The organism is Huintestinicola butyrica (assembly GCF_025567215.1).
Classification (GTDB): domain Bacteria; phylum Bacillota; class Clostridia; order Oscillospirales; family Ruminococcaceae; genus Huintestinicola; species Huintestinicola butyrica.
Genome location: NZ_JAOQKB010000002.1, coordinates 347,670 through 364,578, shown reverse-complemented (window position 1 = coordinate 364,578; position 16,909 = coordinate 347,670). Strand labels below are relative to the sequence as shown.

General features: G+C 44.4%; 17 protein-coding genes. 13 read left to right on the top strand and 4 right to left on the bottom strand.

Annotation, left to right across the window (positions count from 1 at the left end; all coding sequences use genetic code 11):
* Nucleotides 1–20: 20 nt before the first annotated feature.
* Nucleotides 21–1,586 (bottom strand): hydroxylamine reductase, encoded by a 1,566-nt coding sequence (hcp, locus tag OCV68_RS03870; protein ID WP_262570873.1) that lies wholly within the window; start codon nt 1,584–1,586, stop codon nt 21–23.
* A 203-nt stretch (nt 1,587–1,789) separates the two neighbouring features.
* On the opposite strand from hcp, the gene OCV68_RS03865 reads away from it, so the two are divergent.
* The 6 genes from OCV68_RS03865 (at nt 1,790) to yajC (ending at nt 7,864) form a co-directional block, all read left to right on the top strand.
* The gene (locus OCV68_RS03865) at nt 1,790–2,692 is read left to right on the top strand and encodes a carbohydrate ABC transporter permease (protein ID WP_147621101.1); all 903 of its coding nucleotides are present in this window, start codon (nt 1,790–1,792) and stop codon (nt 2,690–2,692) included.
* Complete coding sequence (locus OCV68_RS03860) at nt 2,689–3,597, top strand: carbohydrate ABC transporter permease (protein ID WP_022474861.1); 909 nt, start codon at nt 2,689–2,691, stop codon at nt 3,595–3,597. Before OCV68_RS03865 ends, OCV68_RS03860 begins: the two co-directional genes overlap by 4 nt.
* A 29-nt stretch (nt 3,598–3,626) precedes the next feature.
* Nucleotides 3,627–5,561: a biotin/lipoyl-binding protein gene (locus OCV68_RS03855; protein ID WP_262570870.1), complete on the top strand. Its 1,935-nt coding sequence runs from the start codon at nt 3,627–3,629 to the stop codon at nt 5,559–5,561.
* A gap of 14 nt (nt 5,562–5,575) precedes the next feature.
* On the top strand, nt 5,576–6,652 hold the full coding sequence (locus OCV68_RS03850) for an ABC transporter permease (RefSeq protein ID WP_262570868.1): 1,077 nt from the start codon (nt 5,576–5,578) through the stop codon (nt 6,650–6,652).
* Nucleotides 6,653–6,662: 10 nt separating this feature from the next.
* Nucleotides 6,663–7,385, top strand: coding sequence for a phage Gp37/Gp68 family protein (locus tag OCV68_RS03845; protein ID WP_262570866.1), 723 nt, complete (start codon nt 6,663–6,665; stop codon nt 7,383–7,385).
* A gap of 110 nt (nt 7,386–7,495) precedes the next feature.
* Nucleotides 7,496–7,864 carry a preprotein translocase subunit YajC gene (gene yajC, locus OCV68_RS03840; RefSeq protein ID WP_022474857.1) on the top strand — a complete coding sequence of 123 codons (369 nt, stop codon included), beginning with the start codon at nt 7,496–7,498 and terminating at the stop codon, nt 7,862–7,864.
* Between the two features lie 141 nt (nt 7,865–8,005).
* On the opposite strand, the gene OCV68_RS03835 is transcribed toward yajC, so the two are convergent.
* Nucleotides 8,006–8,962 carry an NAD-dependent epimerase/dehydratase family protein gene (locus OCV68_RS03835; protein ID WP_022474856.1) on the bottom strand — a complete coding sequence of 319 codons (957 nt, stop codon included), beginning with the start codon at nt 8,960–8,962 and terminating at the stop codon, nt 8,006–8,008.
* 292 nt (nt 8,963–9,254) lie between these two features.
* On the opposite strand from OCV68_RS03835, the gene OCV68_RS03830 reads away from it, so the two are divergent.
* From OCV68_RS03830 to OCV68_RS03800, 7 genes are all read left to right on the top strand, one after another.
* Entirely contained in the window at nt 9,255–10,196 is a 942-nt protein-coding gene (locus OCV68_RS03830) for a TIGR01212 family radical SAM protein (protein WP_262570863.1), read from the top strand.
* A gap of 86 nt (nt 10,197–10,282) precedes the next feature.
* Complete coding sequence (locus OCV68_RS03825; protein WP_262570861.1) at nt 10,283–10,390, top strand: MerR family DNA-binding transcriptional regulator; 108 nt, start codon at nt 10,283–10,285, stop codon at nt 10,388–10,390.
* A gap of 198 nt (nt 10,391–10,588) precedes the next feature.
* A complete protein-coding gene (locus tag OCV68_RS03820; RefSeq protein ID WP_262570858.1) occupies nt 10,589–11,131 on the top strand; it encodes an RNA polymerase sigma factor in 543 nt (180 codons plus the stop codon).
* Nucleotides 11,121–11,819, top strand: coding sequence for a DUF4367 domain-containing protein (locus OCV68_RS03815; RefSeq protein WP_147621106.1), 699 nt, complete (start codon nt 11,121–11,123; stop codon nt 11,817–11,819). The genes OCV68_RS03820 and OCV68_RS03815 overlap by 11 nt, the downstream gene beginning before the upstream one ends.
* 73 nt (nt 11,820–11,892) lie before the next feature.
* Entirely contained in the window at nt 11,893–12,294 is a 402-nt protein-coding gene (locus tag OCV68_RS03810) for a hypothetical protein (RefSeq protein WP_147621107.1), read from the top strand.
* Nucleotides 12,295–12,535: 241 nt separating this feature from the next.
* A complete protein-coding gene (locus OCV68_RS03805; RefSeq protein ID WP_147621108.1) occupies nt 12,536–13,381 on the top strand; it encodes a M23 family metallopeptidase in 846 nt (281 codons plus the stop codon).
* Nucleotides 13,382–13,406: 25 nt separating this feature from the next.
* Entirely contained in the window at nt 13,407–14,312 is a 906-nt protein-coding gene (locus OCV68_RS03800; protein ID WP_262570855.1) for a hypothetical protein, read from the top strand.
* A gap of 94 nt (nt 14,313–14,406) precedes the next feature.
* Here OCV68_RS03800 and OCV68_RS03795 read toward each other — a convergent pair whose 3' ends face one another.
* Nucleotides 14,407–16,128: a sensor histidine kinase gene (locus tag OCV68_RS03795; RefSeq protein ID WP_262570853.1), complete on the bottom strand. Its 1,722-nt coding sequence runs from the start codon at nt 16,126–16,128 to the stop codon at nt 14,407–14,409.
* An 18-nt stretch (nt 16,129–16,146) separates the two neighbouring features.
* Nucleotides 16,147–16,830, bottom strand: a complete 684-nt coding sequence (locus OCV68_RS03790) for a winged helix-turn-helix domain-containing protein (protein ID WP_022474851.1) — start codon at nt 16,828–16,830, stop codon at nt 16,147–16,149.
* Nucleotides 16,831–16,909: the final 79 nt, after the last annotated feature.

Genomic DNA, 16,909 nt, shown 5'->3' with positions numbered 1-16,909 from the left:
TTATTATATTATTATAATTTTCAGCTGCCGAGAATTTTTTTCAGATCGTCGGCAGGCTCGCTTGTGGGTGTGATGTTATAAAGCTCCACAAGCTTTGAAAGCACATTGTCCGATACAAAGGCGGGGATAGTGGGGCCAAGGTAAATGTTCTTTATGCCGAGCCACAAAAGGGTCAGCAGAATGCAGACCGCCTTCTGCTCGTACCATGACAGCACAAGGGTGAGGGGCAGGTCATTCACGCCGCAGCCGAATGCGTCCGCAAGGGCAAGGGCTATCTTGATGGCGCTGTATGCGTCGTTGCACTGACCGCAGTCAAGTATTCTGGGGATACCCTCGATATCGCCCAGGTCAAGGTCGTTAATGCGGTATTTTCCGCAGGCAAGGGTTAGGATAAGAGTGTCTGGCGGTGTGAGCTTTGCAAAATCGGTGTAATAGCTTCTGCTGGGAGATGCGCCGTCGCAGCCGCCGATAAGGAAAAAGTGCTTTATCTTTCCTGCCTTTACAAGCTCGATTATCTTTTCTGCGTGGAAAAGCACGGCATTTCTGGCAAAGCCCGTGATGACTGTGCTTCCGCCGTTCATGCCTGTCATGTGCTTGTCCTCGTCATAGCCTCCGCACTCTATCGCCTTTTCGATAACGGGGGTGAAGTCCTTGTCATCGCCGATGTGGCACAGCTCGGGATATGACACGATGGACGTAGTGAACACCCTGTCGCAGTAGCTCTGGCGCACGGGCATGATGCAGTTTGTGGTGAAAAGGACAGGCGCAGGAATGTTGTGGAACTCAGACTGCTGGTTCTGCCAGCCTGTGCCGAAGTTGCCTTTAAGGTGAGGATATTTTTTCAGCTCCGGATAGCCGTGGGCAGGGAGCATCTCGCTGTGGGTGTAGATGTTTATACCCTTGCCCTGTGTCTGCTCCAGAAGAAGCTTCATATCGTGGAGGTCATGACCGCTGACAACGATAAAGGGACCTTTTTCAATGGTCAGGGGAACTTCTGTGGGCACAGGCTGACCGTAGGCTTCGGTGTTGGCAGCGTCAAGCATTTCCATGCACTTGAAATTCACTTCGCCCGTTTTGAGTACCAGCTTCAGCAGGTCATCGGGGGATTTATCCTCGCCAAGAGCGTAAAGAGCCTCGTACAGAAAATCGGTCACAGTCCTGTCTGTCTTTCCCAGCGCATAGGCGTGATATGCGTATGCCGCCATACCCTTTATTCCGAAAAGGATAAGGGATTTAAGGGAGCGTATGTCCTCGTGTGCGTCCCATATCATATTCATGTCATAGTCCTCGAACTTTTCGGCGTTCACACGGCCCTTTTCCTGCTCGACCTCTGTTTTCATCTTTTTAATAGTAACATCGTTGAAATTAACGTTGGTGATGGTGGTAAAAAGCCCTTTGAGAATAAGAACATCTGTCTTATCGGTGGGATTGCCCGACTTTGATGCCCTTGCAAGCCCTATGAGAGCGCCTGTAAGCTCGTCCTGAAAATTTGCAGTGTCCGACTTTTTGCCGCACACGCCAACCTTGCCGTCACAGGCGACGTTGTGAGCTGTCTGCTGGCACTGGAAGCAAAACATTTCTTTCATTTTCTTTCCTCATTTCCGTTGTTATTGTGACGTTCGCTGTAACTATTATCTGCATAATTTACGTATTGATACCCATGGATATTATATTCGGTTAATAATTGATTACAGTTTGGTACAGGTGTAGCAATTTTACAAAACACATTGTATAATTGAATGTAGAATAAAACGGGATATTTATCCCGCTGTCATTTTGGAGGCTTTTTATGAAACAGGACAGAAAAAAGCGCTCTCGTGTATCAAAGCTCACCGACACAAATACGCCATTTGCACGGCTGTTGTTAGTTCCGAGCCTGGCGGGAGTTCTTGTATTCTTTATCATTCCGTTTATGATCGTTATCTGGTATTCATTCCTCGATAATCCCATAAATAAAGACTTTGTTTTCCTGAGAAATTATCAGGTGCTTTTCAAAAACAACGCCTTTATCACTGCGGCAAAAAACACACTGATACTTTCGGCGGTGGCAGTTCCGCTGGCTGTGGTGCTGTCGCTGGGTCTGGCAAGCCTGCTGGATTCCAAGATACCGGGAAAAAGTATGTTCCGAACATTTTTCCTCTGCCCCATGATGGTTCCCGTGGCTTCCGTCGTGCTGATATGGCAGGTAGTGTTTGACTATAACGGTACCCTCAATGCGGTGCTTGGCGAATGGTTCCAGGCACAGCCGGTTGACTGGATGAAATCCAGCAAGTGCCTTATGGTGGTCGTTCTGCTGTTTTTGTGGAAAAATCTGGGCTACAACATGATACTTTTCCTTGCGGCGCTGAACAATATCCCCCGTGACTGCCTTGAGGTTGCGGAGCTGGAGGGCGCAGGCCCCTTGTACAGGCTTCTGCACATAAAGCTCAGGTATCTTTCGCCGACTATCCTTTTTGTAACTATCCTCTCGCTGATAAACTCCTTCAAGCTTTTCCGAGAGGTGTATCTGCTGACAGGCGATTATCCCTTTGAGGATCTTTACCTGCTGCAGCACTTTATGAACAACACCTTCAAGTCGCTGGATTATCAGAAGCTTTCTGCGGCGGCTATGATAATGTCACTGGTAATGGTGGTAATTATCGGAGCGCTGTTCATCATCGACAATAAATTCGGAGAGGATGTGGAAGAATGACAAAAAAGAAGAAGCCTTCTCCCCAGAAAATACTCAGGCAGATATTGCTGGTGCTCATGACCATATTTGCCGCTGTTGCCGCAGTGATATTTTTGCTGCCCACTGTGCTTACCATCACAAACTCATTTATGTCCCAGACGGAGATAAACGCAAACTACGGCGTTGTCTTTAACTCCGTTACCGACAGCAAGACCTTTATCTCAAAGACCGTCAATCTGAAATTTATTCCCGACATAGTAAGCTTCAGCCAGTATTTCTCGGTGCTGTTCAAGACTCCCGATTATCTGCTGAAATTCTGGAACTCAGCAATACTTACAGTGCCTATCGTAATATTCCAGACGGTGGTGGCGCTCTTTGCTTCCTACGGCTTTTCAAGGCTCACGGGAAAGCTTAAAGAGATAATATTCTTTGTCTATATCATACTTATGCTCATGCCCTATCAGGTAACGCTGGTTCCAAACTATCTTGTGTCCGAAAAGCTGGGCATTCTCGATACCAGATGGGCGATAATCCTCCCCGGAATTTTCTCGCCCTTTGCGGTGTTCCTGCTAACAAAGGCAATGAAGCGTATCCCAAAGACATATTTTGAAGCAGCTATGCTGGACGGAGCCAACGAGTTCCAGATATTCACGAGCATCTGCTACCCCATGGTAAGAAGCGCAGTTTTCTCCGTGCTCATGCTGGTGTTCATTGACTACTGGAACATGGTCGAGCAGCCTCTTATACTGCTCTCGGACGAAAGTATGCACCCGCTGTCGGTTTTCCTGTCAAAGATAAACTCAGGCGATACGGGACTTGCATTTGCGGTGGCAGTTATCTACATGATGCCGTCGCTGCTCATGTTCCTGTACGGTGAGGATTACCTGGTTGAGGGAATCACCTACTCAGGCGGAATTAAGGGCTGATCTATTACACGAAAGGAATGATCATAAAGATGAATAATGAAAACAGATCTCCGAGAAAGGAAGTCATCAAGAACATTGCCATTGTTTTTCTGGCAGTTCTGCTGGTGCTTACATTCTTCTCAAATACTTTTATGAATTACACTCTGCCGCAGGTATCTGCCGTTTATGTCAGTCAGGGTACTATCTCCGAGCAGATAAGAGGCAGCGGAACTGTTGAGGCTGCCGAGAGCTACGAGGTAAAATTCGACCAGACAAGAACTATCAAGAGCGTTGCCGTAAAGACAGGTCAGACCATAAATGCAGGCGATACCCTGTTTGAGCTGGAGGACTCCGACTCCGACGAGCTTACTCAGGCCCAGAAGGATCTGGAGGACAAGGAGCTTGACTACAAAAAGGCAGTTCTTGCCCAGTCCGACAGCTCCAAGTATCAGTCCGATTATCTGGAGATACAGAAAGCCGAAAAGGAGCTTTCCGAGCTTCAGGCAAAGTATCAGGCTGCCCTTGCAGGCACTGACCCTCTTTCCTCCGCACTCAACGATTATAATTCCCTGAAAAGCAGATCGGATAAGCTTACCAAGGAAAAGGAAGACCTTAACAATCAGCTCAGCGCCGTAAATGCGGATACATCCGATGATATGATAAACCTTACAGGTGCGTATTACGACACCCTCAGAGCTGACAAGGACCGTGTTACCGAGCTTGAAAAAAAGGTCGAGACAGCTCAGTCCGATTATGACGAGCTGAGCAAGGACGTTGGCGCAGATACCGACTATGCTTCCAAGATCGAGGAGACAAGAAAGTCTATCGAGTCCGCAACAGTTGAGCTTAATCAGCTTTATATCTCCCTGTACAACGCAAAGGCTGATGATGATACCACATCTATCTCAGCTTCCATCGCAACAAAGTCGCTGGAGATAGACCAGCTCCAGAGAGACCTTTCCAATTATCTTGCAAAATCCACTACCAGCGGAGTTCTCAAAACAAAGCTGAAAAATGCTGAAAGCACACTCAATAAGGCAAAGAAGAACCTGAACAGCGCCAAGGACACCCTGAGCAACGATGTTCGTTCCATAAAGCTTGAAATAAAGGCAAAGCTCGACAAGGTAACAGCAGAGCTGGACGATGTTACATTAAAGCTCACCAACGCAGGCACTGCAAAGGACGATGCCACCGCAGCAGGATATCTTTCCGCTTCACAGCTGGAGCTTAAAATATCCGAGCAGAAGGACACCGTTGATAACCTTTATGCAGCACTTGAAATAAAGAAGCAGACCGACAGCGTTACCAACGAAAGCAATCAGCTTGACCTTGAAGCAAAGAAAAAGGACATCGAAAGACAGAAGGAAAAGGTCGAAAAGCTTAAGAGCGAGGCATTTGACGCAGTCGTTACCGCAAAAATGGGCGGTACTGTTGAAAGCGTTTCCGTTACAGCAGGCAGCGAGGTTGCTGCGGGCACAGTGGCAGCAGTAATCAGCGTGTCCGACCTTGGCTACACCGTTTCCTTCTCCGTAAAGAATGACCAGGCTAAGAAGGTCAAGGTTGGCGACAAGGCAGAGATAACAAGCTGGTACTGGGGCGACAGCTTCTCCGCAACACTCAGCGAGGTAAAGACCGACACTGCAAATCCCCAGACACAGAAAACTCTCGTATTCAACGTTACAGGCTCCGATATCTCCACAGGTCAGACCATTACCCTTTCCATGGGCAGCAAGGGTCAGCCTTATTCCGCAGTTGTTCCCAACGCAGCGGTAAGAGAGGACTCTAACGGAAAGTTCGTCCTCGTTATGGAAGCAAAGAGCAGCCCTCTCGGCAACCGCTACAAGGCTGTGAGATATGATATCGAAGTCCTTGCAAAGGACGACAACAACACCGCTGTAAACGGTCTTATGGGAAGCGAGTACGTTATCACCACATCTACCAAGCCCATTCAGGCAGGCGATCAGGTTCGTCCCGCCGAGAGCTGATCGGGGTGACGTGAATGAGCAGACTGAAAAAATTCAATATAATTCTGCTGATAATAAACGCCGTTCTTCTGTCGGTATTCGGGATAATTTACCTGCGGATATCATCGCTTTCAAGGGATTATTCATCTGACAAGGCAAAGGAAATGTGGGATAACGACAAGTATAAATACTCCCAGATATCACTTTATGTGTCTCCCTCCAATGGATTTGACATGATGGGGATATACTCCATGAGGAAAAGTGTCGAGGAAAAGCTGAAAGAAAGCTCCGTCCTTGATGCGGAGGATAATCCCGAGGGCAGGCTTTGGATAGACTGTGCCTCAGGCGATTCCACACTTTCCATTGCAGGAAAAATGGGCAGCTGCGATGTTGCCGTAACAGGCACGGTGGGGGACTACTTCATCTTCCACCCGGAGGACATAATGTACGGCAGCTATTACACATCGGAGGACATCAACCTTGACAGGATAATCCTTGATAAGCAGTGCTCATGGCAGCTGTTCGGCTCCATGGACACCGTGGGAATGCCGCTGGAAATAAACAACAAGGTGTTTTACGTGGCGGCTGTTGTGGAGTCACCCGATAATGAGGTTGATAAGACCGCATACGGCACAAAGCCTAGAGTGTATATGCCCTATGAATCGTTAAAGCAGCTGAACGACAGCTTTGTGCTCACATCATATGAGGTGTGCCTGCCAAATATCGTCAAGGATTACGCTTACGGGGTCATGAAGGATATAAACACCGTCCCCGAGGATTCAAGCGTTCTCATCGACCAGACTGGCAGATTCGGTCTCCTGAAGCTTTTCACAGGCTTCAGGGAGATACGTGAGAGCGTTATGGTAACGACAAATATCAGCTATCCATGGTACGAGAACCGCACACGCAGCGCCGAGATAATCGGCAAGATACTTGCAGGTCCTTCGGTATATCTGCTGATAATCCCCGCAATATCGCTGGTTTACGGACTGTTTATGCTGGCAAAGCTGGCAGGCAGGGGTGGCAGAGCTGTCAAGGAGCACATTGACGCACGTTATCAGAAGAAGATATCGGAGGAGTATTACAAAAAGCACCCCGATGAAAAGCCATAAAGGAGCAGATATGGACGTTTCATGGAACCCATGGCACGGCTGCAAAAAGATAAGCGAGGGCTGCCGCCACTGCTACGTGTATCGCACAGACGAGAAACACGGCAGGGACGGCAGCCTGCTGTCATATAACAAGGATTTTGACCTGCCCGTGCGCAGGAAAAAGAACGGTGAATATAAGGTGCACTCGGGAGCAGTGCTTTTCACCTGCTTTACCTCCGACTTCCTCCTTGACGAGGCGGACGAAAGGCGGGGAGAAGCATGGCAGTTTATGCGTGAACGCAGCGACGTGGACTTTATATTTTTCACCAAGCGTATAACCCGTCTGGCGCAGTGTTTGCCCGAGGACTGGGGAGAGGGCTACGACAATGTTATCATCGGCTGCACCTGCGAAAATCAGAAGCGTGCCGATGAACGGCTGCCGGTGTTCCTGAGCCTGCCAATAAAGCACAGGCTCATAGTATGCGAACCTCTGCTGGAGAGCATAGACCTGAGCACATACCTCGACCCAAAACGGATAGAAAGCGTGTCCGCAGGCGGAGAATCTGGCAATGAAGCAAGGATATGTAGCTATGACTGGATACTTTCATTGCGCTGCCAGTGCGTTGACGCAGGGGTCAGCTTCACATTCCACCAGACAGGGGCAAGATTCCTCAAAGACGGCAGACTTTACCGCATCAAGCGCCCTTATCAGAAATCGCAGGCAAGAAAAGCGGATATTGACTATACGCCGTGACATTTTAAATCTTAAATTTCTGTAAAAGCTATTGCATTTTCAGTTGGAATTGGTATAATAAATAGTATATAGTTTTATTCTGGTAAAATAAGAAAGGAAAGATAACTTTAATGCTCAACACATATTTTTCAGTTCTGGCAGCTGCAACAGCAAATACAGCTGATTCACAGGCAGCAGCAACTTCTCAGCTGGTATCCTCCATTGTAATGCTCGTCGTTATCATGGCGATCTTCTACTTTATGCTTATCCGTCCCCAGAAGAAGAAGGACAAGGAGCAGAAGCAGATGAGAGATTCTCTCCAGGTGGGAGATCAGGTAACAACCATCGGCGGCATAGTTGGATTTATCGTTCGTAAGAATGACGATACCGTTGTTATCGAAACAGGCGGCGACAGAAGCAAGATCATCGTTAAGACATGGGCTATCTCCGAGAATCAGACCCAGCACGATGAGCAGGACGAGCTTGGAAAGAAAAAGTAAGAGTAAAAAAGCAGCGTTTGAGCGCTGCTTTTTTTGTGCGGGTACGGACAAATTAACCGTTCACTTTCATATCCCCAAACCTCAATATAATAATAAAAAATGTCCTGCAGAAAATCCGCAGGACATTTAAATTTATACGTGTTACTTAGTGTTTGAAAGCTTCCAGCGGAATGTGGCGATTCGCTGTGCCTTGGTGTTATCGTAGGAAATGTTGCTGCACGCAACGCTCAGATCATTGTACCTGTAATCGGTACGTGATTCCTTTGAGCCGAATATTGCGGTAACTCCGCCCTTGGCAGCATCACTTCCGTAGTTTCTGGACATTACTGCACCGATCTTGTGATCGTTTCTCAGCAGCTCAATGATGTCCTTTGCAGCAATGGGCTTGGTGTCGCATACGTTGTAAATACCCTGATATGTAATAGTGTCGGGGCAGGTAAGTATGCCGTATATGAAATCCACAAGATTGTAAAGACAGGTGAAAGTGTATCCGTAATCGCCGTAGCCGCCGTAAACGAACGCACAGCCGGTCTTTGCATCATATACCTTTGCTTTCAGATTTTCGGTGAAATCCTTGGTGTAAATGGGGCATATGCGCATGATAACGCCCTTTGTGCCAGTGGATTTCTTGAGAGCATTTACAAGAGCCTTTTCAGAGTCGGCCTTGAGCTTTGCATATATGGAGGACGGCCTTTCGGCAGCTGCCTCACGTATAGGCTCTCTTGTACGCTGAGGCGCATAGATCTGGTGTGTGCTGAGCATAAGTATGTCAGCCACTCCAGCAGCTTCTGCAGCCTTGTAAAGATATTTATCCACAGCGGCGCTGGTTTTTTCCTCATCGGAGGACAGAACGTCCGGGAAGTCGTTATCAACTGTGCATGCAAGGTGGATAAGCATATCTATCTTGCTGCCGTTCAGAACGCCTGTTATTTTTTCCTTGTCGGTAATATTGCACTGAACGAAGCTGAAATTGTCATTATCTTCAAAAGGAGCGGGAGCTGTATCGGTTCCTATAACGTTATAGCCTTTCTGCAGGAGCATTTCCACAACAGCCTTTCCTATCATTCCCGCAGCGCCGGTTACAAATATAGTTTTCATAAAATCTCTCCCTTCCGATAAAATGCCGATAAATAGTATATATTTATCTCATTTATTATATTATACCATCTGTATCAGAAAAATCAATAAGATTTTGGTTTGTATTTCTTAAATTTATTGGAACATAGCATAAATATTGAGCAATTTCTCTTGAAGAAATTGTAAAAAAGTGATATACTGAATGTTATCACAGCTTGAAGCAATATGGCGCAATAACTTTCACCAATAAAGTTAATCTGCGTACAATATGAGATTAAAAGCTTATTTATAAATGCAGCATAGGAGTGTTTTTATGCAAAGCCCTTTTAAATATTCTGACACAAATAAGCGCTACCGAACCCAAAGCAGCTACCTTAAACAGAGGTTCGGCTGCAAGGTGATGAAAATATCCCTCAACTGCGGCTTTACCTGCCCGAATATCGACGGCACAAAGGGCGTTGGCGGCTGCACATACTGCTCTGCGGGCAGCGGGGAATTTGCGGGGGACTGTGCACTTTCGGTCACAGAGCAGTTTGAACAGGTCAGGGCGAAAATGAACATGAAATGGCACGAGGGGCTGTATATCCCGTACTTTCAGGCAAACACCAACACCTATGGCCCTCTTGAAAAGATAAGGGCCATGGTGGAGGAGGCGCTGACCCTTGAAAATGTCTGCGGCATTGCCATTTCCACCCGTCCCGACTGCATTTCGGACGATGTTCTGGGCTATCTTGCCGATGTTAGCAGGCGGACATATCTTACAGTCGAACTTGGTTTGCAGACTGTTCACGATAAAACTGCCGAAAGAATAAACCGCTGTCACACATATTATGACTTTTTGGAATGCTATAAGCGCCTGCGGGACAAGGACATAAACGTCTGCGTGCATCTTATAAACGGCCTCCCCGGGGAAAACCGTGAGATGATGCTCGAATCGGCTTACGAGATGTCAAAGCTGGAGCTTCACAGCATAAAGCTCCACCTGCTGCACATCATCAGGGGCACTGCCATGGCGGAGGAATATCTGAGAGGGGAGTTTGCCGCCCTGACGCTGGAGGAATATGTGGAAATCATCTGCGCCCAGCTGGAGCTTTTGCCCCCTGAGCTTATTATCCAGCGTGTTACGGGTGATGGCGCAAGGGACACTCTGATAGCCCCGCTGTGGAGCCTTAAAAAGTTTGTGGTCATGAACGAGATTGACAAAAAACTTGCCCGTGACGATACCATGCAGGGCAGCAAATACTGCGGAAAATGAACTGAAAAAAATTTTTCAAAACCCCTTGACACTGACGCTGCGTCATAGTATATACTGAGTTTACGGAGACAGGAAAGGAGATACTCATGTATAAGATCAGTGAATTTGCAAGGCTTACAGGTGTCAGTGTGCGCACACTGCATTATTATGATGAAATAGGGCTGCTAAGCAGAACAATTCTTGCGGAACATTAAAAATATAATAAAACAAGCCGCAATGGATTGAACAAATACGAATATAATATTTATATTTGAATTTATATTCGACAATATCTGATTTACATTTTTTATAGCAGGAGCATCACTTTTTATGGTGGTGCTCTTGCTTTTTATAAACAAATATAGTATATTATATATAAAGATTATCAAAAAGTAATATTGGATGTGATGACTATGTTAGGCTTTTATCTTGCACTAATAGACCAACCAAATGATAAAGAAAAATTTACGGAAATATACAAAACATACCGTATTCTAATGTACAAAACAGCTATGTCTATAACGCATAATGAAGCGCTTGCCAATGAAACGGTTCAGGACTGCCTTTTTAAAATTGCTAAGATTATTGCAGATTTTCCTGCTGTAAGAACGAAAAAGGCAAAAGCACTTGTTATAATTATGGTAAGGAATAAAGCTTTGGATAATCTTAAGGTGGAGCATATAGATAAGATTGAACCCATAGATGAACAAGAGCCAGTTTCAGATGATATTATAGGTAAGATTCTATCGGATATAGGATATAATAGGCTTGTGCAGGAAATATTAAGTCTTGATGTTATATATCGTGATGTGTTGACATTAAAGCTTATATACGAATATAGTATTGATGAAATTTGCTCGTGGCTTAATATATCTGAAAATACGGCAAAATCACGCATCTATCGTGGAAGAAAAATGCTGAGGGAACGTTTGGGGGGATTTTATAATGAAAAGTGAAACTAAAGAAAAAATATTTGACTTGATTTTAACTGATGCTCTTATGACTTGTTGGAATATGGAAATACAGGCGCTTGATAACTACCACGAATATGATGACTATAAATTTTCTGCCGAATTCGAAAGGAAAAATAAGAAAACGGCAAATTCTATAGGCAGAAGTGATAGAATAAAAAAATGCACATATATTTTTGTAAAATTAGTTGTGACCACTGCAGCAATAATGGGAGCTGTTTTTGGTGGACTTCTTACTCAGCCTGCTGTTTATGCTGCCGTTCAAAATGTTATACAAACAGTTTTTAAAAATTATGACAAATATGATTTTGGGGGTGATGAATTGACAGTTGATAATTTTAATAACAACATTCGTTTAGGATATTTTCCTGAAGGGTATTATTTGACCAATGGTGAATACTCAAGAATTTCTGTATCCCTTACCTATATAGATCAAAATGATAATAAAATAATGTTTGATTATGGTATAGCTGATGGGTCAAGCACTATCTATGATAACGAGCATAATTCATACAGTAAATTTATAGTGAATGATATAGAGTATCATTATTATGAGAGTAAAGATAACGATTTTTATAATACTCTTGTATGGTATAAGGATGGATACTCATTTAGCGTACTTGCACATTTGCCTAAAGAAGAATTAGTAAAAATCGCCAAAAATGTAAAATAAACAATTTTTTTTGCAGCCTTTTTTATTTTTAAACCGTCTTTTAATATAGAGACAGGTAAAAAGGAGGATTTTTATGCAAAAAGAAGTCAAAAGTTTTATTTCGATTTTTGCGGTTCTTATTATAATGTTTTGTACGGTGACAACTGCTTCGGCTGCTGAAACTCGATTATCTAATACTAGCAGTGTTTCGGTTTGGCTGGCTTTTAGCGGTACAACTGCCTATTGCGATGCTAAAGTCACAGGTGCAAATGGAACAACAAGTATTACAAATGGATATCTTATATTAACAGACAGCCAGGGAACAGTTGTAGCTAATTGGAGCAATCTATCATCTAATAGTGATAAACTTACTGTTTCTAAATCCACTACTGGTCTAAAAAAAGGTGAAACATATACTCTAACTTTTTCTGCCAAAGTTAATAAAAATAACAGGGCAGAAGATGTTAGTAATTATGTTTCTAAAACTTGCAAATAAATAATAAATTTATATACTGTCTCTAAAATAAATAATTATAAAAATCAATGCTGTTTTATTGCAGAAAGGAGAAGTGACTTCTAAGACATATTAATTAAGTGACTTATGTTATTTTTGCTGAGTAAAAGTTGGTATTTAATCTATTCGGAAAATATTTGAAGTTATAAGTGTATCATCTATAATATGGAGGAAAATTTATTGTGAAAATTAAAATTAATATTAAACAGGAGGAATTTATAAAATGTCAATTTTAAATGTTAATGTCAAAAAAGTCGTGTCAATCATTCTTGCTCTAATTTTGGTTTTGTCAAACTTTGGAATAATTGTAAATGCACAGGTTTCCTGCACTATTCCTTATGTTGCTGCAGTAAATAACAAACAGATTTCAGCAAATACATATGTTAGATACAGCAATGAACTATATCTTTATCCAGGCGATATTGTGTATTTGAATTTTACTTACACACCAAGTAATGCAAGTGTTTGGTTTGGACTTTCAACTCCATCTAACCAATTTCGATATGCTTCAGGGGTATCTGGAAAACTTCAGAGGAGTTTTATTATAAAAGAAGAGGGAATTCACAAAGTTAAAATTCAAAACAACTCATCAGCTTCAATTATTATAAATGGAAAATTTTCGACAGGTTGTTCCTATCCGTTTAGAGGTACAAATGTCCCCACTGCTTTGTCAAGAGGATACAGTGCGAGTCATTATGGACTAGATATTATTGATACTTATCCTAATTCTATTAATGGAAGAGAGATTTATTCAATTGGAAGTGGAACAGTATTATTTGAAGGTCCTTCCCAGTCGGCGGGAAACTATATCGCAATTTTGTATGACGGAGGTTATACAGCAAGATATTTGCATATGCAGAGTAGATCTACACTAAAAAAAGATGATGTTGTAACTTATGAAACATTTATTGGTTATGTCGGTAATACTGGAGAATCATCTGGTCCGCACTTGCATCTGGATGTTAATACAGTAAATGCGACATCAGGAGGAAGCGGAAATAATGCAGTTAATAGTAGTACAACAATAGATCCCAAAAAACTTTTTCCGCAAATTGGCTTTTCACAATAATTAAAACTATAGAGAGGGAAACATTATGAAACAAATAAATAAAAAAATATGGGCTTTTGCAATATTATCGGTGCTTGTATTTACAGCGTGCGATAAAGCAAATGAAACAACTGTCGCTGAAACATCACAGGAAAATACTCAATCTTCCGTTATGGAAAATTACGAAGCATCATCAGCCGATATTGTTCAATCGTATGCTCAGGAGGCGGCTGATAACAATGATCAGCTTGATGAAAACAATGAGCAAATGCCTGAGCCTTTTGATAATAACGGCGATTCAGGGGGCGATATGAATTCTGATTTTTATCAGCCGTGTATATCACAATTCGATAGTGTTCCCGGTTCATTGCTTGATATAAGACCGTCGGGCGAAGTGGACGAATGGCTTAATAATTATTTTTCGAGAAAAGGTGCGGTATCGAGTATCAAAGATTATCTGAATGTGTATTCATTTATTACTGACTTTAGTGTAACCAAGGAAGAAGCGGCATCTGCACTTGAAGATTACATTGATTCAGAATATGAAAGTGTAAGAATAACTCAGGATCAATTTAATATATTATTTTCCGGCAATATTGAATTGATTACAAAAACATTTGCGTCGAAGTATTCTATAGTGCATGGTGATAACATCTACAGTCCTGAATGGATCTATACGCATTCACAAAGCGATTATGAAGCCGCAGGTATAAATGCGGAAGACCTTGCAGAAAAAGTACCGATGTACGCAAATTTAAACTTAACGGAAGCGGCAAGAACTGCTTTTTCAGATAAGCTGTCAAGTTATACAGGTGTTGCCATAAATATAGAACCCGTTCAAATATATTCAGAAACGTCATCAAGCGTTATTACCGATGATATTGGCATAGTTGAGTCAGAGGATACCGTTAACAGCGATGACGAAATACCTGTAAATATTGATGATGAATAATTGTTGGGGCAAGATATAATGCTGCATCTGAAGTAAAAACAGGTGCGTAATTTATAAACAGCTCCCGCACTGCTGCGGGAGCTGTTTTGCTGTATTACTGAACGGGTGCCATTGCCGTCTGCTGGGTCATGGGGAGCATTACCGTAAATACGGTTCCCTTGCCGTCCTCGCTGTCAACGGAAATGCTTCCGTGGTGGAGGGCTGCGATGTGCTTTACGATAGAAAGTCCCAGTCCCGTGCCGCCTGTCTGCTTGGAATGGCTCTTGTCAACACGGTAGAAACGCTCAAAAATGCGTCCCTGATGCTCCTTTGGTATGCCTATGCCGTTGTCTGCCACGGTTATAACAGCCTTGTCACCTGCACGGCTCACATCTACAAGCACCTTTCCGCCTGGGCGGTTATATTTCACGGCGTTTTCGGTAAGGTTGTATATCATTTCGTAGATGTAGCCGCCGTTTGCCTGAACTGTAACGTCGCTGCCACTGACAGAAAGGTCTATTTCCAGACGCTTTGCCTTTTCGGCGAGATTTTCGGCGACCTCCTTTGCAACAGCTGAAAGGTTGGTCTCGGTGAAAATTTCCGAGTGATTTTCCTCTATCTCCGACAGCCTGATGATGTCGTTTATAACGTTCAGTAGGCGGTTGGCCTCGTCATATATGCGCTTGCCGTATCTGCGGATATCGTCGCCGTCGGTTATCATTCCGCCGCCCAGCATTTCCGCAAAGCCCCTTATGGTGGTAAGGGGAGTTTTCAGCTCATGGGAAACATTTGCGGAGAAATCACGGCGCATTTCCTCTGCCAGATGTATCTCCGTTTCATCGACGATGATTATAACAGCGCCCGAAAGCTTATCCTCGGAGCTTATGCGGCTGATGAACGCCCTGAGGAAACGTCCCTCGGAGGAAAATGTGCCAGTAACGCTGGCAGCGCACTTTGACTGCTCGATAAGCTCCATGAAATCGGTGTTTCGGCAGAATTCAATGATGTTCCGTCCGCTTTCCGCAGGGAAAACGGGGTTTACCAGATCGCAGGCGCTGCGGTTGATGGAGATGATATCATCGTTGCGGTCAATGAGTATCATGCCCTCGGTCATGTTTGCGGTTATGAGACCAATGGTGTTCTTTTCGGCGGAAAGCGAGGCGATGTAGTCCTTTATCTCACGCTTCATGCGGGCCACAAGCTTTACCATGGGGAGCAGCTCCTCATACTCGCCGTAATCGGCGATGCTTTCCTCAATGGTGTCATCAAAAACGTCCATGGACTTAATCATTTTGCGTATAGGGGTGACGATGTTTTCCGAAAGCTTCATGGAAACCACCACAGCCACCACCATTACCAGACCCCATGCCGCAAGGAAAATGGGTATCGCACCAAGGAAAATGGCGGAAATTCCCTGAGTATTGCAGGAGAAACGGATTATTCCCCCGTCAGTTTTTACGGCATAGTAGTAGGTGCGCCTTGAAAGGGTGTTTGAGTAACGCTCGGCAGTGCCGCTGCCGTTTTCTATTGCCTGCCGCACCTCGGGACGGTCAAGGTGATTTTCGCTGAGAGCTGCGGGAGAAGTGCTGTCGTAAAGAACATTTCCGTCGTTATCTATCATAGTCACACGGACGTCGAAGCTGACGGCGTTTTTCATTACGTCGTATATTTCCTCGGGCTTGTCTGTGAAGCTCAGGGCTGTGTCTGCGGAGGACATAAGAGCGTCCCTTGCTTCTTTTGAATAAAGCTCGTAGCCGATAAGCATGAACAGTATTCCCAGTACAAGCACGGCGGTCATCACAATAGTGCTTATGGCTTTACAAATTCGGTTCTGCATTTGCTTTTCCTTTCAGGGTCATAAGCTGATCTTGTAGCCTACGCCACGGACGGTATGGATAATGTTTGCGCAGCCTGCCTGCTCCAGCTTCTGGCGGAGAGTTTTTACATGAGCGTCAACAGTGCGGGATTCTCCTGCGAACTGATAGCCCCATACACGCTCCATGAGCTGTTCTCTGGTGAGAACAATGTCCCTGTTCTGGAGCATGCACAGCAGCAGCTCGAACTCCTTGTATGTAAGCTCCACGTCCTTTTCGCCCACAGTCACCTTGTGCTTGGGAGCGTCAAGAACGAGATTTGCCACTATGTACTGTTCAGCCGCAGCGGAGCCTGTGCCGCCTGCTCTTCTGAGGACTGCCTTCACACGGGAGAGCAGCTCCATTATGCCGAAAGGCTTTGTAATGTAATCGTCCGCACCTGCTTCAAGGCCGTTTACCTTGTCAAGCTCGGTGGAGCGGGCTGTGAGCATTATTACGGGGATATCTGCATACATACCTGCTTTCAGCTCGCTGAGTATCTTGAGGCCGTCTTTTCCGGGAAGCATTATATCAAGCAGGATAAGGGAGGGGATCTTTCTTCTCAGACCCTCTTCAAAGGACTTTGCCTCTGCAAATGAGCTTACCTCGTAGCCGCCTGTTTTAAGGGCGCAGGTTATAAGCTCTCTGATGCCGTCGTCATCTTCAACACAATAAATGGTTGCCATATGAATTTCTCCTTTTCATTACACGGATTTTACACAGGAAATTAAAAAGCGCATCGGATTTGCCGATACGCTTTCTGTT